This is a genomic window from Anaerovibrio lipolyticus LB2005 (genome assembly GCF_000621545.1).
GTDB lineage: Bacteria > Bacillota > Negativicutes > Selenomonadales > Selenomonadaceae > Anaerovibrio > Anaerovibrio lipolyticus_A.
On record NZ_KK211304.1, the window covers coordinates 110,555 to 130,686 of the forward strand.

16 protein-coding genes are annotated in these 20,132 nt (G+C 42.5%); all 16 read left to right on the plus strand.

Annotated features, from left to right (window positions below; genetic code table 11):
• Positions 1-157 precede the first annotated feature (157 nt).
• Positions 158-505, plus strand: a complete 348-nt coding sequence (locus T355_RS0112850; RefSeq protein ID WP_027398082.1) for an OadG family protein — start codon at positions 158-160, stop codon at positions 503-505.
• Between the two features lie 20 nt (positions 506-525).
• Complete coding sequence (locus T355_RS0112855) at positions 526-1,662, plus strand: sodium ion-translocating decarboxylase subunit beta (protein WP_027398083.1); 1,137 nt, start codon at positions 526-528, stop codon at positions 1,660-1,662.
• 150 nt (positions 1,663-1,812) lie between these two features.
• Positions 1,813-5,373, plus strand: coding sequence for a chromosome segregation protein SMC (gene smc / locus T355_RS0112860; RefSeq protein ID WP_027398084.1), 3,561 nt, complete (start codon positions 1,813-1,815; stop codon positions 5,371-5,373).
• 18 nt (positions 5,374-5,391) lie between these two features.
• Positions 5,392-6,306, plus strand: a complete 915-nt coding sequence (gene ftsY / locus T355_RS0112865; RefSeq protein WP_027398085.1) for a signal recognition particle-docking protein FtsY — start codon at positions 5,392-5,394, stop codon at positions 6,304-6,306.
• Between the two features lie 131 nt (positions 6,307-6,437).
• Positions 6,438-7,538 (plus strand): cobalt-precorrin-5B (C(1))-methyltransferase CbiD, encoded by a 1,101-nt coding sequence (gene cbiD, locus T355_RS0112870; protein ID WP_027398086.1) that lies wholly within the window; start codon positions 6,438-6,440, stop codon positions 7,536-7,538.
• Positions 7,523-8,158 (plus strand): precorrin-6y C5,15-methyltransferase (decarboxylating) subunit CbiE, encoded by a 636-nt coding sequence (gene cbiE / locus T355_RS0112875; RefSeq protein WP_027398087.1) that lies wholly within the window; start codon positions 7,523-7,525, stop codon positions 8,156-8,158. Before cbiD ends, cbiE begins: the two co-directional genes overlap by 16 nt.
• Positions 8,158-8,742: a precorrin-6Y C5,15-methyltransferase (decarboxylating) subunit CbiT gene (gene cbiT, locus T355_RS0112880; RefSeq protein WP_027398088.1), complete on the plus strand. Its 585-nt coding sequence runs from the start codon at positions 8,158-8,160 to the stop codon at positions 8,740-8,742. Before cbiE ends, cbiT begins: the two co-directional genes overlap by 1 nt.
• Positions 8,743-8,747: 5 nt before the next feature.
• Positions 8,748-9,503: a precorrin-4 C(11)-methyltransferase gene (gene cobM / locus T355_RS0112885; RefSeq protein ID WP_027398089.1), complete on the plus strand. Its 756-nt coding sequence runs from the start codon at positions 8,748-8,750 to the stop codon at positions 9,501-9,503.
• A complete protein-coding gene (locus T355_RS0112890) occupies positions 9,500-10,570 on the plus strand; it encodes a cobalt-precorrin 5A hydrolase (RefSeq protein WP_027398090.1) in 1,071 nt (356 codons plus the stop codon). The genes cobM and T355_RS0112890 overlap by 4 nt, the downstream gene beginning before the upstream one ends.
• Positions 10,558-11,298, plus strand: coding sequence for a precorrin-3B C(17)-methyltransferase (gene cobJ / locus T355_RS0112895; protein WP_027398091.1), 741 nt, complete (start codon positions 10,558-10,560; stop codon positions 11,296-11,298). The genes T355_RS0112890 and cobJ overlap by 13 nt, the downstream gene beginning before the upstream one ends.
• Positions 11,295-12,062 carry a precorrin-6A reductase gene (gene cobK, locus T355_RS0112900; protein WP_027398092.1) on the plus strand — a complete coding sequence of 256 codons (768 nt, stop codon included), beginning with the start codon at positions 11,295-11,297 and terminating at the stop codon, positions 12,060-12,062. The genes cobJ and cobK overlap by 4 nt, the downstream gene beginning before the upstream one ends.
• A 26-nt stretch (positions 12,063-12,088) precedes the next feature.
• Complete coding sequence (fic, locus tag T355_RS0112905) at positions 12,089-12,712, plus strand: protein adenylyltransferase Fic (protein ID WP_037330219.1); 624 nt, start codon at positions 12,089-12,091, stop codon at positions 12,710-12,712.
• Positions 12,713-13,009: 297 nt separating this feature from the next.
• Positions 13,010-15,106: a tetratricopeptide repeat protein gene (locus T355_RS0112910; RefSeq protein WP_027398094.1), complete on the plus strand. Its 2,097-nt coding sequence runs from the start codon at positions 13,010-13,012 to the stop codon at positions 15,104-15,106.
• Positions 15,107-15,827: 721 nt separating this feature from the next.
• Positions 15,828-18,965 carry a type II CRISPR RNA-guided endonuclease Cas9 gene (gene cas9 / locus T355_RS0112920; protein WP_027398095.1) on the plus strand — a complete coding sequence of 1,046 codons (3,138 nt, stop codon included), beginning with the start codon at positions 15,828-15,830 and terminating at the stop codon, positions 18,963-18,965.
• Entirely contained in the window at positions 18,926-19,822 is an 897-nt protein-coding gene (cas1, locus tag T355_RS0112925; RefSeq protein ID WP_027398096.1) for a type II CRISPR-associated endonuclease Cas1, read from the plus strand. The genes cas9 and cas1 overlap by 40 nt, the downstream gene beginning before the upstream one ends.
• A 4-nt stretch (positions 19,823-19,826) precedes the next feature.
• On the plus strand, positions 19,827-20,132 hold a 306-nt coding region (cas2, locus tag T355_RS14525), incomplete at its 3' end, for a CRISPR-associated endonuclease Cas2 (protein WP_071997219.1).

Genomic DNA, 20,132 nt, shown 5'->3' on the forward strand with positions numbered 1-20,132 from the left:
AATATTTTTCTATTTTGAAATGGAAAAATCTCAGCAAGTGCGTTATAATATGTAAGTGTACTAAAAGTGTTAAAGGGGGGCACTGCTTCACCCTGAATATTATTATTCAAATTGAAGCAGTGGCAGTTTTAAATTTTTTTTATAAGGCGGTGTATTTATGGAAACTCAGAATCCTATTGTCATTATGCTTATTAACATGACAATCGTATTCGCGGTGCTGTTTGTTTTAAGCCTTTACATCAGATTAATCCACAAGATTGATCCGACTGCAAAAGCAGCAGCAGCTCCAAAGGCAGCTCCGAAGGCAGCTCCAGCACCTAAGACAGCAGCACCAGCTCCAGTAGTGGAGAAGGGTATTGCAGACGAGACCGTAGCAGCTATTGCAGCAGCTTTGGCAACCATGGGTGTGGGCTTTTCTCGCGTTAAGGCTATCAGAGTAGCCGATCGTCCTGCATGGGGCGGCGTAGCTCGTCATGAAGGCCTTACCACCTTGAAGATGAGATGATAAGGAGAAGTCACTAGAGTATGGATATATTAAGCGCATTTTTAACATCTATTCAGTCAGTATGGCTGGACAGCGGTTTTGCTTCCTTTACCTTGGGTAATTTCATTATGATTCTGGTAGGCCTGTTACTGTTGTACATGGCTATCGGTAAAGAATTCGAGCCACTTTTGCTGACTCCAATTGCCTTTGGTTGTATCATGGCTAACTTCCCATGCACCGGTTTCCTCGAAGAACCAGGTGTTATGCAGGTTATCCACTATGGTATTCAGTACGAGATTTTCCCTCCACTGATTTTCCTTGGTGTAGGTGCCATGACGGATTTTGGACCGTTGATTGCAAACCCTAACACCCTGTTTTTGGGTGCAGCTGCACAGTTTGGTGTATTTATTTCCCTGGCTGGTGCAATGGCTCTTGGCTTCACTGCCCAGGAGGCTTCTGCTATCGGTATCATCGGTGGTGCTGATGGCCCTACTGCTATTTACATGGCTTCCAAGATGGCTCCAAACCTTCTCGGTGCTATTGCTGTAGCAGCTTATTCCTACATGTCTTTGGTACCTCTTATTCAGCCTCCTATTATGAAGCTGATGACTTCCAAGGAAGAAAGATCTATCAAGATGGAACAGCTCCGCAATGTAACTAAGTTTGAGAGATTGGTATTCCCAATTTCCTCTGCTATTATCATTTCTCTGCTGCTTCCACCTGTAGCTGCTCTTATCAGCATGCTGATGCTGGGTAACCTGTTCCGTGAGTCTGGCGTAACTGACCGTCTGTCCGATACTTCCCAGAATGCACTGTGCAACATCGTTACTATCTTCCTGGCTACTGGTACTGGTATGACCATGAGTGCAGAGCACTTCCTGACTGTACAGACTATTGAGATTATCCTCCTTGGTCTCCTGGCATTTGCTGGTGGTACTGCTGCTGGTGTATTGCTTGGTAAGGTTATGTGCCGTCTTTCCGGTGGCAAGATTAATCCGCTCATCGGTTCTGCAGGTGTATCTGCCGTTCCTATGGCAGCCCGTGTATCTCAGATGGTTGGTCAGAAGGCAAATCCTTCCAACTTCCTCCTGATGCATGCAATGGGTCCTAACGTAGCTGGCGTTATCGGTACAGCAGTAGCTGCTGGTACCATGATGGCTATGCTGGGTGCCAAATAAGATTATTTGATAATGTCCGAAGGGCTGAAAAGATGCTTTTGTCTTTTCAGCCTTTTTGTTTTGTAATGAAATGGCCCATAAGAATATGAAAATGGCTTATTTTATGCTAAAATAAAGTGTTATTAAATTTCAAACAGGCTGGTGTTTTAGTTGCAGTTAAAACGACTGGAGGCTTATGGTTTTAAGACCTTCGCCGATAAGATAGAAGTAGATTTTGACAAGGGAATAACAGCTATTGTGGGGCCAAACGGCAGTGGCAAGAGTAATATTTCTGATGCCATCAAATGGGTACTGGGTGAACAGAATATCCGTAATATCCGCGGTACCAAGGCTGAGGATGTTATTTTCAATGGTAGTGCTGCCCGTCGTGCCATGGGGGTGGCTGAGGTGTCTCTCGTTTTTGATAACGATGGAACCCTGCCGGTGGACTTTCAGGAAGTCACTATTACCAGAAGACTTTTTAGAAATGGTGACAGCGAGTTCTACATCAACAGGGCCCGTTGCCGTCTGAAGGATATAACCAATCTTTTTGCAGATACCGGTATTGGTCATGACAGTATGGGTATCATAAGTCAGAATAAAATAGATGATGTCCTGAATGCCCGTCCTGAGGAAAGAAGACTCTTTTTTGAGGAAGCAGCGGGAATAACCAAATACAGAAACCGTAAGCGGGAATCCATGCGGAAGCTGGAGGACACAGAGTCTAATCTCCTTCGCGTTCAGGATATTATTGGCGAGATAGAGAATCAGCTGGAACCTTTGAAGCTCAGTGCGGAAAAGACAGAAAAATACAATGCCCTTCAGGAGGAATTGAAGAAATTCAATCTGGCTGGCATTTACCTTAACTATCTTGACCTTAACAAGAAAAAGGCTAAGCACACGGCAGCCATCACAGCTAAGAAGGATCAGGAGATAGCAGCCAGAACAGCTCTGCAGCTTTCAGAAAATCGTAAGGAGCAGTTCGATAAGGCGGTACTGGAGCTGGAAAAGGAGCAGGAGGCTATTTCTCAGAAGCGCAATGAGCTCCAGAGCCAGCTAGAGGCAGCTGAAAGTGATATTAAAGTTTTGGAGGAGCGACGTCGTCAAGGCAAGGCATCACGTCAGCTTTTGAGTCAGCAGCTTCGGGAATTAAAGGCTGCAGTAGAAGAGGCTCAGCAGGATATAAATGATTCCAACAAGAGTGGGGAGGAATCCCAAGGAACTCTTGAGGAAACCACAGCCAAAATACAGAAATGTCGTGAACAGGCCAAGGACCTCCGAGAAGCACTGCAGAAAAAAAGGGCAGAGCGTATTGAGCTTGAGAAGCAAGTTCAGGAAGGCACCCGGAGATATAATGAAAAAAACAGTCAGCTTCTCATAATGGAGCGTGATTTGGAAAACGACAGCCAAAATCGCGGTGACCAGCTGCAGCAGCTAGAGGAACTGCAAAAGGAAATTGCCCTGATGGAAAGGGATCAGGGGGAACTGACTATGGCGGTTGAGGAAACCGTCAAAGAGAAGAATTTAAAGGCCCGTGAAATCCAAGCTAAGGAAAATCAGCTTAAAGAGGATAGCCAGACCTTCGATGGCCTAACTAAGGAAAAAAATCAGCTGGACAGCAGTATTCAGAAGATGACCAGCCGACTGCAGATAATGGAGAATCTGCAAAACTCCTATGAGGGCTTTGGCAAAGCTGTTAAGGCCGTACTGAAAAGTCAGACCCCATGGCGCCAGCAGGTCTGTGGTACGGTGGCTGAATTAATGGAAGTTCCGGGGAAATATGTGACTGCCATTGAAACAGCGTTGGGCGGCAGTCTGCAAAATATCGTCACCAAGGATACTGATACTGCCAAGGCAGCCATTGAGTTTCTGAAACGTGACCGTTTGGGACGGGTTACCTTCTTGCCACTTTCTTCTATTACTCCAAGAAATAATCGGGAGAATTTGCCAAATGGTACAGCAGGGGTTATTGGCTGGGCTAATGAAATTGTCACTACTGATGATGCCTATAAAAAGGTTATGGAGTTCCTTTTGGGAAGAACCCTGGTGGTTGACACCATGGATAACGCCGTTAGCTTAAATCGGCAGATGGGGCAGCGCCTTCGTATTGTAACCCTTGAGGGTGAGCTTCTTAGCCCCGGCGGTGCCATGACTGGTGGAAGCCATCAGCATCGTGAAAGTAGCTTCCTTAATCGTCAGGATGAAATAAAACAGCTTAGAGATAAGCTGGCAAAGGATAAAAAATCCTTTGATGATTTGCAGGAAAAGCGCGGTGACCTTAAAAGGAGAATAGAAGCAACCACATCTGAGCTGGACAAGTTCAGAAATGATCTTCATGCTTTGGAAATGCGGGAGCAGGAGCATCAGCTGAATGTTTCCTCCATTGAGGAAAAACTGACAAAGGCCAATGCAGATTATGAGGTGCTGGAGCATACTCTGGAAAATGCCCAGGCCAATTTCCTTTCCATTCAAGGCAAGGTGGCTGAGCTGAGAAAAGAAACTGAAAATCTGGATGCGAATAATAAAGCCTTAAATAATGAGCTTCAGGATATCAATGATGATTATGCTGATATGGATCAGGAGGCCGAGGACCTGTCGGTATTTACCAATCAGCTGGAGCATGATAAAACGGTGCTGGAGCAGAGTATTCTCCGCATGAAGGAAAAAACATTGCTTCGTCAGCGTGAGCTTTCCCGAAATGCAGAATCCATCAGCCAAAACGAACAGGAAATTCGCAGACTGGACAATGAGCTGGAGGAAAGTCAAAATAAGATTGGCGGGCTTATAACCAAAACCCAGCATTTGCAGGATGACTATGCAAAGGCAAAAAGTGAATATAAGGAAGTTCACGAGCGGCGCATGGAAAAGCTGGTGGAAAGCCAGAAAAATGAAAAGGAAACCAAGTCCGCTCAGCAGCGGCTTAATGGCATTCAGGATGAACTGCATCAGCTGGAGCTGAATGCCTCCCATACGGAATACGATTTGGAGCAGCTGGAAAATGAGATGCTGTCAGAATATGGTATAGTGCCGGAGCGTGCAGCTGAGATGGTGCCGGAAATGGAGCCAACAGCTCTGAAGCGGGAGCTGAAGCGCCTGGAAAGGGAGATTGGAGCCATTGGCACAGTAAATCCAAATGCGCCCACAGAATACAAGGAGCTTCTGGAGCGTCACGGCTTTTTGTCCGGGAATGCTGAGGATCTTAACAACGCCAAGGCGGATTTGTTGAAGATTATCGGCGAAATGGATGCCACCATGACCAAGCAGTTTAAGGAGGCCTTTAACAGTATAAATCTGTTCTTTAAGGACATTTTTGTTAGACTCTTTGGCGGTGGCGAAGCCAAGATTATTCTCATTGATAAGGATAATGTGCTGGAATCCGGCGTGGATATAGTAGTACAGATTCCTGATAAGAAGCAGCAAAATTTGGCGGTATTGTCTGGTGGCGAGCGTGCTCTTACAGTTGTGGCATTACTGTTTTCGTTCTTACGTTACAGACCGGCACCATTCTCCCTTCTCGATGAGGTGGATGCACCACTGGATGAAGCCAACATTGGCCGTTTTGGCAGCTTCCTTGAGGAATATTCCAGTAATACCCAGTTTATTGTGGTTACTCACCGTAAGGGTACTATGGAGTCAGCGGATTCCATGTATGGTGTTACTGTGGAGGATGCGGGCGTATCCAAGATTCTTTCCGTAAAGCTGAAGGAAGCTGAATCCATGATAGAAAATTAAATTCTTTGGAGGTTTATGATGGGATTTTTTGATAAATTAAAAAAGGGCCTTACCAAGACCCGTGAAACTATTACTGAAAAAATTGAGAAGCTGGTTATTGGCTACGCTGATATTGATGATGATCTGCTGGATGAGCTGGAGGAAATCCTTATCATGGCAGATGTGGGGGTAAACACCACGGATAATCTGATGGAGGCAGTGCGCAAGGGCATCAAGAAGAAGGAAATTAACTCCCCTGAGGATTTGAAGCCATTTTTGGCAAAAAAGATTTCTGAGCTCCTTACCAAGGACTCAGATACCACTAAAATTGCCCAGGAAGGTCCTACCGTTATTTTGGTAATCGGTGTAAATGGCGTGGGCAAAACTACCACTATTGGCAAGCTGAGTAATTACTACAGGGAACAGGGCAAGACCGTTATGCTGGCTGCTGCTGATACCTTCCGCGCCGCTGCTATTGATCAGCTGGAAATCTGGGGTGAGCGCACCAATGCCAAGGTTATTCGTCATGAGGAAAATTCCGACCCGGCAGCTGTGGCCTTTGATGCAGTAAAGGCAGCTGTGGCCCGTAATGTGGATATCCTTCTCATTGATACCGCCGGACGTCTTCAGACCAAGTCCAATCTCATGGAGGAGCTGAAGAAAATCAATCGTGTAATTCAGCGTGAAATCCCTGATGCGCCCCATGAGACATTGCTGGTACTGGATGCCACCACCGGCCAGAACGCCATCAGCCAGGCCAAGCTCTTTACTGAGGCAGCACCTATTTCCGGCGTTGTTCTTACAAAGCTGGATGGCACTGCCAAGGGCGGCGTGGTAATCGGCATCAAGGCCGAGCTCTCCATGCCAGTTAAATGGATTGGCGTAGGCGAAGGCGTAGACGACTTACGCCCATTCGTAGCCGAGGACTTCGCCAAGGCTTTGTTTGAGAAATAAGTTTTTAATGAGGACTGCGGAAGCGGTCCTTTTTTTGTCACAGGAATATTTTCCTTCAAAGAAGGAAAAATTTGAACAATTGCGTTATAATAGTATATAACTTAGAGTTATCGTAAAATTAGGAGAAGGAAATGCCTAAAGAACTTAGGGGCGGATATACCACCGGGGCCTGTGTGGCGGCCGGGGTTAAGGCAGCGGCACTGTTTATGCAGGGCAGCTCTGCTGATTTCGTGGAAATAAATGCCCTTGACGGAACAAAACTGCATATACCCGTAAAAACCATTGAACCCGTGGGCGATGGCATAAGGGTGGAAATCGTGAAGGATTCAGGGGATGATCCGGATATTACCAACGGAGCCTCCATATTGACCACCTTGACTATGGATAAGTCCTTGGATGGCATAAAACTTATTGCGGGGAAAGGTGTTGGCACCATTACCAAGCCTGGGCTGGCAATACCTCCCGGGGAGCCTTCAATAAATCCAGGCCCCAGAGCTCTTATAAGGCAATCACTGGAGGAGGTCTTTGGCTTTATTCCCGGTTGCTCTGTGCGGGTGGATGTGCCAGCAGGTGAGGAGCTTGCCAAGAAAACCCTTAACTCAGTGTTGGGTGTAGTGGGGGGCATCTCTATCATTGGTACTACCGGGGTAATTCGCCCTATGTCCGAGGAGGCCTTTAAGGATTCTTTGGTGCCACAGATTAGTGTAGCTTTGGCATCTGGCTTTAAAACTCAAATCTTTGTGCCGGGAAAAATTGGTGATCGCATAGCAACCTCCTGGGGACTTCCTTCAGAGGCCATGGTGCAGACCTCCAATTTTATCGGTCACATGCTGGAGGCAGCGGCAGATATGGGCTTGGAGCGAGTCCTTTTATTCGGCCATATCGGAAAAATGGCAAAGGTGGCGGCGGGGGTTTTTCATACTCATAACCGCATGGGAGACGGTCGTATGGAAACCATGGCTGCTTACAGTGCAGCGGCAGGAATGCCAGCGGAGGGGGTACAGGAGATACTTTCTGATGTTACTACTGAGGAGGCACTGCCAGTTATTGAGAGGTATAATCTGGAGTCTGTCTATAACACCATTGCGGCCCGTGCAAGTCTAAGGGCCCAGCGGTATGTATTTGAAAAAATGCAGGTGGGCACCGTTATGGTTACTTTGAAGGGACGACTTTTGGGGATGGACGATACAGCAAGACAGATTGGCGAGGAGTTTGGATGGAACATAAAATAATAATTGTGGGCATTGGGCCAGGAAGTTCTGAATACATGATCCCAGCAGCACTGAAGACCATTGATGAGGCCAAGGTGCTGGTGGGGGGCAGCCGTGCCATGGGGCAGTACGGCAAGGATAAGGGCCAGAAGCAGTTTATAATTCGTGCAGATATGAATGCTGTTATGGACTTTATAGGCAGAGAGCTTCGGACTCAGGACGTGGTGGTAATGGTTTCGGGAGATCCGGGGTATTACTCTATGCTGGATGCAGTGCGACGCAACTTTGAGGATAAGCCAATAAAGGTTATTCCGGGGCTCAGCTCCATGCAGGTGGCCTTTGCCAAGCTGGGCATGCCATGGCAGGAGGCGGAGCTTGTTAGCATGCACGGACGCAGTGCTTCCAAGGAGAAGCTGGTGTATTGTCCCGGCAAGATTATAGGTTTTTTGACAGATAAAAATAATAATTCCAGAACTATCCCTGCCATGCTGAAGAAAATGGGGTGGCCTGCGGGGGCCATGGTGGCAATATGTAACCGCCTGTCATATCCTGATGAAAAAATTATTATTACCACTATCGGTGAGGCAGCAAAGCTGGAGACGGTATATTTAAATTGTGTATTGGTGGTGAAGGCAAAATGATACCATTGGGAATCCCGGATGAGGAATTTATTCGTGGTAAGGTGCCCATGACAAAACAGGAGGTCAGGATTTTGACCATTGCCAAGGCACGCATAAAGCCAGATAGTGTGGTTTGTGATGTGGGAGCTGGTACTGGTTCTATTTCCATAGAAGCGGCTTTTCAGGCCAAGGACGGTGTGGTATATGCCATTGAGCGCAATCCGGATGGTATTGAGCTTATAAAGGAAAATGCCCTAAAATTTGGGGTATATAACATAAAGGTTATTGAGGCACTAGCCCCTGAGGGCATGGAAGCCTTGCCACAGCTGGATGCAGTTATCATTGGAGGAAGCGGCAGCAATCTACCAATGATTCTTGATGCAGTAGACAAAAAGCTAAATACAGGCGGGCGCATAGTAATGAACTGTATCACTATACAGACCATAGCTCAATGCCTGGAATATATGAGAAAGCGTGAGGATTACACCTATGAGGCCATTCAGGTCCAGGTAAGCCAGCTGGAGCAGGTGGGGCGTTATGATATGGCCAAGGCCAATAATCCGATTTATATAGTCACATGTGAAAAAAAGAGAGGAGCTAAATAATGGCAATGGTAAACATTGTGGGCGCAGGTCCCGGAGATCCTGAGCTTATTACAGTAAAGGGCAAAAGACTTTTGGAGGAAGCTGATGTAATAATCTATGCTGGCTCTTTGGTGCCAAAGGCCCTGTTAGGCTATGCCAAGGAGGGTTGTGAAATTCATAATTCTGCATCCATGTCCCTTCCAGAGGTGCTGGAGGTTATCGAAAAATCTGTGGCAGCTGACAAAAAGGTGGTAAGACTTCATACTGGAGACCCTGCTATTTATGGGGCTATTCAGGAGCAGATGGATGCCCTTAACAAGAAAGGCATTGAATATCAGGTGGTTCCAGGAGTCAGCAGTTTTTTGGCCACTGCAGCGGCTCTTAAGCAGGAATACACCTTGCCAGGGGTAACCCAGACCGTTATTATTACCAGAAATGAAGGGCGCACCCCAGTTCCAGAGCGGGAAAAGCTCCGTTCTTTGGCTGCACACAAGGCTACTATGTGCATTTTCCTCAGTATTTCCATGCTGGGGGATGTGGTTAAGGAGCTTATTGAGGGAGGCTATGAGCCAACCACGCCTATTGCCATTGTTCAGCGGGCAAGCTGGCCGGAGCAGCGGATTTTCCGCGGTACTCTGGAGACCATTTGCCAGGAAATTGAGGGCAAGGGAGTAGACCGCACCTCTATGATAGTTGTAAGCCATGTATTGGGCAGTGACTATGAGCTTTCAAGGCTTTATGCTCCGGAGTTCAGTCACGGATTTAGGGAAGCCAGCGTATGAGATATGCCATCTTTACTTCATCAGAAAATGGATTGAAGGTAGCCCGGCGCATTAGAGAAAATGTTAAGGCTACTGTGGATATTTACGCCCATGAGGGCCTTAAGGACCAGCAGGAGGTTATTTATTACAGCCGACTTGCGAATATTGTAAAAGAAGAATTTTCCAGATATGGTGCCTTGATTTTCATCATGGCCACCGGCATTGTGGTGCGTACCATTGCACCACTTTTGGAGAGCAAGCTGACTGACCCCGCAGTTGTTGTAATGGATGAACAGGCCAGAAATGTCATTAGTCTGCTGTCCGGACATATTGGGGGAGGCAATGAGCTTACTTTGGAGCTGGCGGAAATTCTGGAAAGCAATCCTGTTATTACCACAGCTACGGATGTGAATAACAAGCTGGCACCAGATCTGCTGGCATCCCGTATGGGACTGGTTCCTTATCCTAAGAAGAACATTCTCCATTTAAATAATGCGGTTTTGGGTGATGCACAGCTGGAATATATTTTAGATGAGAATATTCCATGCTTTGATGAATACCGCAAAAAGATGAAAAGCAATGGCATTTTGGTAAAGGTTTGTACTAAAGATGAAATTTCCAGGCTGGTAATGGAACAGGGAGTTTATCGGGTGGTGGTTTCTGCCCAGCAATTTCCTGTTAATGAGTGGGTACTGTACCTTAGACCAAGGCGGCTGGTGGCCGGTATTGGTTGTCGTCGGGGAGTAGGGGCTGACCTTATTCGTGGAGCCCTTGAGGAAGCCTGTAAGCGGATAGGCTGGAGCGTTGAACGTATTGATGAAATGGCCAGCACCACCTTTAAAGCTGATGAACAGGGACTTTTGGAGATTGCAAGGACCCTAAATAAGAAGATTACCTTCTGGGATAACAGCAAGCTGAAGGAACAGATAGATTATTATAATTTGGCAGAGTCGGAATTTGTGAGAAAAACTATTGGCGTGGGAAATGTGGCAGAGGCTGCGGCCTATTGCTGCGTTAATCACGGTGTTGAGGCTCTCCTAAAGACGAAATATGAGAAAGTGACGGTGGCGTTAATATGGGAAAAATAACAGTAATCGGAATTGGCCCGGGCAGTATGGAGGATATGACCCCAAAGGCAAAGAAAGCAATCGAGGCAGCAGAAGTAGTTGCCGGATATACCACATATATTGATTTAATAAAGCCCATGCTGGAGGGAAAAGAGGTTATTGGCACAGGCATGATGCAGGAGGTTGATCGCTGCAAGATGGCTGTGGAGTCCGCAGCCTCTGGCAAGAATACTGTGGTTGTATCCAGTGGTGATGCCGGAGTATATGGCATGGCCGGACTTGTGTTGGAGCTGGTGCTTCAGTATCCTGAGTGCGACCGCCCAGAGTATGGTGGCACAGTAGCTGGTGTATCTGCAGTAAATGCAGCGGCCTCTATTTTGGGTGCACCACTGATGCACGATTTTGCAGTAATATCCCTTAGTGACTGGATGACTCCATGGGAGCTTATTCAGAAGCGTGCAAAATTAGCCGGGGAGGGTGATTTTGTCCTTGCCCTTTATAATCCAAAGAGCAAGGCCCGCCCGGACTACATCGATACAATACAGGAGATTCTCTTGAAGTGTCGTGATCCAAAGACTCCTGTTGGTATTGTTACCAGTGCCAGCCGTGAGCAGGAGAATTGTGTTATTTCCGATCTTGAGCATTTTACCGAAGAAGAAATTGGTATGTTCTCCATAGTAATCATTGGCAACAGCCACACCTATGTCAAGGATGGCTACATGATAACTCCAAGAGGTTACAAGGTATGATTTTCATAGCTGCGGGTACCCAGGACGGGCGGGAGCTGGCTGGCTTTATTTTGGAGCATGGCTATGAGGTTACAGCTTCTGTTGTCAGCGAGTACGGTGAGGAGCTTTTGAACCGCTATAAGGGAATAAAGGTTAATAACAAGGCTATGGATGAGGCTGGATTTGTGGAATATTTCCGCAAGAATCAAGTGGAGTGCTTTGTGGACGCCAGCCATCCCTATGCTGCCAATATTTCCACTAATGCCATGAGGGCCTGCGAAAAGTGTGGTGTACCTTATATCAGATATGAGCGGGCATCAAGTCAGCTGGATTATGACAAGGCATATTATGTGGAAAGCGTTGAGGCGGCAGCAGAGAAGGCGGGGGAACTGGGAAAGCATGTATTCCTAACCACTGGCAGTAGAAGTCTTCCTGTTTTTGCAAGGGCGGCTAAGTTAAAGGACTGCGATGTGATATGTCGTATATTGCCGGAGTCTGAGGTGGTGCGGGAGGCCCGTGAACTGGGATTTTCACCGAATCATATAATTGCTATGCAGGGGCCATTTTCCAAGGAGCTTAATAAGGAGCTGTTCATCAAGTACAATGCTGATGTGGTTGTCACCAAAAACAGTGGCACTCTTGGTGGTGCAGACACAAAGTTCGCAGCAGTAAAAGAGCTGAATCTGCCTCTGGTAATAATCGACCGTCCTAAGGTGGAATACACTAATGTCTCCGATAGCTTCGAGGGCGTGCTGGAGTTTATTAAGGCGTATACGGAGAAATAAAGTTTTACGGGTCAGTGGGAATGGAGATGAAGAAGTCTGTGTCAAATGTTTTGGAAAATAAACTTGGTATAAAAGATTCCATAGAGCTGGCCCATACAGAAGAACGCCTGACTAAAAAGAGGGCCCTTGAGCTTTATGATAACGAGCTGCTGGACTCCTTTTCAGTAGGTACATTTGAGGGCTTGCAGGCCATACATAAATATCTTTTTCAGGATGTGTATGATTTTGCTGGTATAATGCGAACTGTTAATATAGCAAAGGGAAATTTTCGTTTTGCACCGGTTCTGTATTTGAGCGAAGCCCTGAGTAATATTGATAAAATGCCCCAAGATTCCTTCGATAACATAATTGAAAAGTATGTGGAAATGAATGTGGCCCATCCGTTTCGTGAGGGTAACGGCCGCAGTACGAGAATATGGCTGGACTGTATATTGAAGAAGGAATTGGGCAAGGTAGTCGACTGGAGTCAAGTTGACAAGGAAGATTACTTTTTCGCCATGGAAAGAAGTCCTGTGCGAAGCAAGGAAATAAAGTCCCTTCTACAAGAGGCCTTAACGGACAAGATAAACGACCGACAGGTATATATGAAGGGCATAGACGCTTCCTATGGATATGAGGGTTACAGCGCCTGCCCTATTGAGAAATTATAACTATATATTTCATATTTTTGCTGGAATTGGGTGATACTGGTTCCAGCATTTTTATTGTAAACTCCCACCATCCACCGAAAATGCAGAACGTATGGTTTTTATGGTGGTCATATTTTTGTTCAGGTGAATATTCCCAAGTTTAATCTGTAATGATAGTATACAGATAATAAATATTCACTAGTTTTTAAACTCACTAAGGAATTTGAGCATGTCGTTTGGGAAGCGACCTAAAGCGGATTATTTGTTGCTAAAATTAGATCAGATAAACATAGTTTTAAAGTACGAGGGGGTGTTGGTATGTTGGATGTTGCTTTTACATACAATTATGAAGAAGGTAAATGGATAAGATGTACTGACACTGAATTGGCTAAAAAAGAGATTGAAGATATACCATGTGTACCATTAATTAATTATATTAGTAACCCATATAGGCCGAATACAAACTCAAAGTTCGTTTTTTGCCCTAAGCATGGTGTAATGGAGAGAATAGAGTCTATATCCAATAATCGTGCCGTTTCTGAGAATGGGTGTTGTTTTGAAGGGTTATTGGGCTTTGCAGAAATCACTATTGGTTATGATGGATATTATGCCATTAGTCCAGGTTTTGCACCATTTAGATGGCGGATTTATCAGAGTGCTCCATTAAAATATATAAATATCGCCTGTGATGTTTTAAAGGTTAATGCTGACATAAATCATGTGGTCACCAAATTAATGAGTTTTTCATTAGCAGTAGATATTGTAAAAGACAAAATTTTTATTTCTAAATGTAAACTTCCAAAATCTAATATAAATAATTGGACTGAAACAGATATAGAGATCCCTGATGTTGTGGTTGAAACCGCAATGGAGGCTATGCGTGAGTGTACGCTTTACAAAACTGGCATTAAACCTAGTGTATTATGCCAGATAAAAAATAAAACTACATTAATGGCTTATCTGGAAAGACCATTTGATGTAAATATTGTTTTTTTAAAGCAGTTCTTCCGGGAGTTTACTACCCGTGATGGAGAAGATATTTTCGATGAAGTGTTTACCCGTGAGGAGAAAAACAACTACAGGATTATTTGTGATTTGCTGAAAATAAAGCCACCAAAGAGTCTGCGCAAAGCGTATGCCTTTAATCCGTATGCCATTGTTTGGTACATGATTTTCAAGCAGTGGGGGATTAAGGACATAAATTATATGCACAAATTCTTTTATCTGGATGACAGTATTGCCTCCATGTATCTCAAAAGGTTTTACTTTGACAAAGAGGCAAACCAAGTTACCAGAGATTATTCTTTAAAAAACTGGGAGGCACTGGAATATTATTGTCACTGGGTCCTTGAACAAAAGGGCGAAAAAAGAATGTTAAAGTGGTTGTATCGCGTTTCATTGGAAACTGGTTTAAACAGATTACAGTGGGATGCTTTGTTAGCATTTCATGACTATCATAATCAATTGTCCGAGGAAGTAAAGACACGATTATTAAAAGATGGTCCAACTGTTTATGTGCACGATGCTATTAGCACGGAAGTAACAGCATTTATGGAAAATTGGAGATCCACGAAAATAAACTACAATGAAACAGAGCAATCCTATTCCTGCAGGATAAAAGAATATGAATTCAGATTGCTGCCAAATACGGGTATGCTTCCAAAGTTAGGGGCAGCATTTAATAACTGTGTGGCTACATATCGAGACAGGATAATACGGCATCAGTCTGTTATAGTTTATGTAATGAACAGTGATGACTATATGGCGTGTATAGAAATCAAAAAAGGCTGTCATATAACCCAGGCATTGGGCAAATATAACAGTCGCTTGAATAGAGAAGTAAACAATGTTTGTTATTATTGGGCGAAGCATAGTAATTTGGTGATAGATGTGGATGATATACTCCCTATATCGCCTGAAGAATTAAAAGAATTTGATGATGTTAGAGTTGAACCGATTTATGTAAAATCAGTACATGAAATGAGCTTAGAGGAATTGAAAAATATTCCAGAAAATAAAATATGTGAAGGATATTACCTGAGATTAGAATACCTTTTGAGTAGTTCTACTATATGTCCGGCACCAGTTCCATCCGAGATGGAATTTAGCGATGAAATAAGCAGACTGACATTTCTTCTGCCAGAAGGAGAACCAATTTTTAAAGCAGCAGATAACGGCAATTCAGAGGCTATGATGGTATTGGGGCTCATGTATTTTAAAGGTCATGTTATAGAACGGGATTTCGACCAAGCATTAAAATGGCTGAATATGTCGGCAGATGTAGGTAATAAGGAAGCTGCAAAGAAGGCAGAACAATTACAGAATTATATAGAAACGGGGATAACAAATAGGGAACTTGAGATTTTGGATGCGTTATCGAACTTAAGGCGTCTGCTGGCCGCTGGTGCCTACTGATGATAGATCTTAGAAAGAGACTTGCAATGCAAAAATATGGGACAACGGACAAGCGGGACTCAGACTAATGTGTCTTATCCAAAGTTATAGAGTTATTTTAAAAATGGTGGGAAAAAGGATAGCCTATGAAAAAACAAGACTTTACTGTAAGTACAGTGGTATGCGAGGTCTGTGGAAATGAATTTTTTATACCACGAAAATCAGCCCAACGCAGACCTAACGGACATAATAAAACAGTTTATTGTATCAAGTGTAAGCGGAAGACAATACATATAGAAAAGGTACATAAGTATTTTTAGGAGATGATAAAAGCTGGCATACAGCATACTTTCATAAATAAAGGGATGTCAGCTTAAGAAGATTTTGTGTGGACATGGTTATAAAAATATATTCACATAAAGGGGGAATTTTAATAATTAGCTAGAATTATATAATTCGGGATTGTAATTGAGAAAAATTTACATAATTAATTGCAAAATAAAAAGCTGTTATATAACATAACAGCCAAATTACTAAAGTAGCGGAATTGTTCGGGATACCGCTATACCCTACGGCACATAAGGCCTTATCTTAGAACTATTGTTGGATATTGATAAACTGACAATAATCAATAAAAGGTTATATGTTGGATATTGATAAACCGACACAACAGTAACTCTAAGTGTGTTTTTATATTATCACCAATAATGAATATATGTCAATATAGAACAGGGGGATACTAATGAAAAAAATTGGAATTGGGTTGGATGTTGGTATTGGTTCTGTAGGTTTTGCAGTGTTGTCCTATGAAAATGTATATGATGCTCGTATTGAGCAGATAGGAGTTCGACTTTTTGATTCGGGTGAAGAACCTAAATCGAAAACAAGCAAGAATCAAGGACGTAGAGAATACAGAGCTGGTAGAAGGCTGATTCGACGTAGGCACCATCGTAAAGAACGGGCAAAGAGATTTATTGAGCGGATAGGTTTATTGAGTGTAACAAAATTAAAAGAATGGCAGGAAGTAAATGGTAATCAGAATATTTATTCAGTCAGATATAGAGGCCTGTCGGAAAGACTCACTCCAGAAGAAATAGCCGACTGTGTTATCCATTTTTGCAATCATAGGGGTTATCGGGAATTTTACGAGGATGATGTTGAAGACAAAAAAGAAGCTGGTAAGATAAAGACTGCATTATCCCGATTTGAGGAAAAAATGGCGGAAGGCAAGTACTTATCTGTTGCAGATATGATTTTGCATGATAAGGAATTCGCTACAGATACTCAGTTCCCGGATTTCCATAACCATAAAGGCGATGATGAAGACAAGTATTTTCTGATTAAACGAGCAGCACTCATTGATGAACTTAAGGCTATACTTCTAAAACAACAAGAATATTATAAACAGTTGACGGATCATAACATAAATTTTTTGTGTGATGATATAGTTTTTGCTCAGCGAGATTTTGAGGATGGGCCTGGTGACAAAAATGATAAAAAGCGCAAGTTTATGGGTTTTTTGGACACTATAGGCTGTTGTATGTTTTATAAGGAAGAACTTAGAGGCTTCAGATCCACAGTAATATCAGATATATATTCATTGATAAATGGGCTGTCCCAAATGATGTATGTTGATAGTACCACCGGAGAAATAACTTTTTTGCCGGAGGCTGCTGATGAAATTATTGATTTTGCACTTAAAAATGCCTCCATTACTGAAAAAGATATCAAGGAGATTCTGAAAAAATATAATTTGACGCTTATAAAAGCAGAAAAGCTGGAGGAAAATATTCCTCAGACCATAAAAACACTGAAGGTACTTAAAAAAGTATTGGATTCTAGCGGATATAGCTATGATGAATTGATTAGTGAAGAACAGTTTGATTTTGATAAGCCATCCAAGCTACATAAATTGTGTAATTTGCTATCTAGCAATATTACTCCAAAACGTAGAAGAAAAGCACTGGAGAAAGCTGGCTGGAACAAGGAATTACAGGTTCAGACCAAGAGAATACACTTCGGTGGGACATCAAATGTAAGCTATCGTTATATGCTTGAGGCTATTGATGCTTTTAGACATGGTGAATTATATGGTAACTTTCAGGCTAGACGAAAGCAGGAACAGTTTACTGTTGAGTTAGAAAATACGGAAAAGGTTAGATTATTGCCACCATTTACTAAAGAAATGGATGATGATGTAGTTAAAAATGTGGTGGTTTTCAAAGCTATTAATGAAACCCGCAAGATAATAAATGCCCTCATCGGGAAATATGGCTCACCAGCATATATAAACATTGAGGTAGCTGATGAACTTGGGCATAGTATCGAAACTAGGCGGAAAATGACCAAAGCCAATAATGATAATATGAAGGCCAAGGAGGCTATTGGTGCCAAACTGGTGGAATTGGGACTTCGTAAGGAGGGTGAGGTATCTGGTAAGGATATAGCTCGCTATCGTTTATGGAAGCAACAGGATGGGGTAGATTTATACACTGGTAATACTATCCCAGAATCTGATGTATTGAGCGGGCAATATGATGTAGACCATATTATTCCATTTTCTCTGATATTAGATGATACACTAAACAACAAGGTGCTGACTGGTATGGGAAGCAATCGTCAGGCAAAATCCAATACTGCACCACGAGAATATTTATCTGAACAGGCTGAAAAGGAGTTTATAAAGCGAGTTAATGTATTATTAAAGAAAAAAATAATTTCAAAGAAAAAGTATAAGTATTTGATGGTAAAGAATCTTCGTGATAGTAAATTGCTGGATGAATGGAAGTCAAGGAACATCAACGATACCCGATATATCAGTCGTTTCTTGGTGAACTATCTTAATAGCACATTGGCTTTTAATAGTGATAAAAAGAAAAATGTGTATGCAATAAATGGTGCTATTACATCCAGAATGCGTAAAATATGGCTTAATAAGAAAACATGGGGAAATCCAGAAAAGAATAGAGAGAATAACTTGCATCATGCTGCTGATGCTATAGTCATTGCAAACCTTACTCCAGCAGCTGTTGAACTGGCCAGTGATAACCTTAAGCTCCAGAATATTTTCCGTCAGAATGGTAAGCGTGTGACGGAGGAATATGAGAATTATCTTGATAGGGCAGTCCGTAAAATGGATAAATATTATCACTTCAATACGGAATTGGCTAAGAAGCTACTGGTGAGCAAAGACCGTATACCATCTATGGTGCGGTTACTACGTGAGGAAACGGATAAGAGATTGGTAGACCCAAGTTTGGAAGAATTTAAGATGGTTACTCCAGAATCCTTCCGTCAAAATTTGGAACAGTATTATAATGATCCAGATTTTGTGGCTTCCATACAAATGCCATTGGTATCATATAAGCAGTCAAAGCGTTTTTCTGGTAGCATTACCAAGGATAACCCTATAAGGAAAAATGAACGGGAAGATTCGTCTACAATAAAAGTTGACTCCTTGGGTAATGAAAATGTCCTGGATGCAAAATCCTACTATTGTCTTGAGGTATACTGTACCAAGGATAACAAGACAGCTTTGCGCGGTCTTAGGTATGTAGATTTTAAATTGAAAAACAAAAAGATGTTTATCACTGTACCTAATCCAGAAAACTATGGCAGGCATGTCATGTATCTGTTTAAAAATGACTATATTTATGTAATAAACAAAAAAGGCGAGATTAAAGTTAAAGGATACTATACTGGGATAAAAAGTATTAACAAAAATATATTTTATTTAATAACTAATAATGATGCGATACGAAAAAATATTATATTATCAAAAGATGATATGGTAAAAAAATATCATGTTGATATTTTGGGGCAAATTGGTGGTGAGATAAAATGTTCCGCTCCATTCTTGTCAATAACGGAGAAAGAATAACAGTCAAGGATGAATGGCTTATTATTCAACAGAAAGATGAAGTCAAAAAAATACCTTTAGGAGATATTCAGTCTTTAGTGGTGGATAATATGTCTATAAACTTGTCTGTATATGGTTTGTGTAAATTGGCAGAATATGATGTTAATGTTATATTGTGTGATTCTAAACATTTACCATGTTGTAATGTACTATCATCAGATTCATACTATGCCAGTTATGCGGCATTAAAGCGTCAGATAGAATTATCAAAAGAGATGCAGGATAATCTATGGGAAAAAATAGTGAAAGCAAAAATTAAAAATCAGGCTTATGTACTGGAAAATTTAACTGGTAAAAGTGAAATTCCTGGCAGACTTCATCAGCTGGCTGATGAGGTTCTGCCGGGTGACCCTGGAAATCGAGAAGCCATAGCGGCAAAAATGTTTTTTAGAAATCTATTTGGTGTTGATTTTACGAGGTTTGAAGATGATGTAGTAAATGTAGCCATGAATTATGGATATGCTATTATTCGCTCATTGGTGGCCAGGTCGTTGTGTGCCCATGGATATAATTGCAATCTAGGGATTCACCATATTGGTGCAGGAAATCCATTTAATTTGGCGGATGATTTTATTGAACCTTTTAGGCCGATAGTAGATTATTGGATATTTGAACATAATGATGAGCTGGTGGATGAATTAACATCAAGTAATAAGTTATCATTGATAGGTCTATGTAATACAGAGGTGTTTATCAATAAAAAGCTGCTGCGACTTTATAATGCTGTCGAAAAATGTATATCCAGCTTTACCAGTGCCATCAATGGCAATTCTGTCGAGCTGCTGATGTTACCGGATTTAAAAAGATATGGAAAATAGATATATGCGACTGATAGTAATGTTTGATTTGCCTACAAATACATCAGAGGATAGAAAGAATTACACTCGTTTTAGAAAGAGCTTGATAAAACTTGGTTTTGATATGCTTCAATATTCTGTTTATGCACGGATAACCAAGAATAATGATGACTCTAAAAAGTATTGTCGGGAAGTAAAGAGAATTATTCCACCTTATGGTTCAGTTCGTTTGCTGCAAATAACGGAGAAGCAGTATACGAAGATGCAGATTATGTTAGGTGAGAAAACACCAACGGAAAACTTGTTGGATGATAAGGATATAATGCTTATT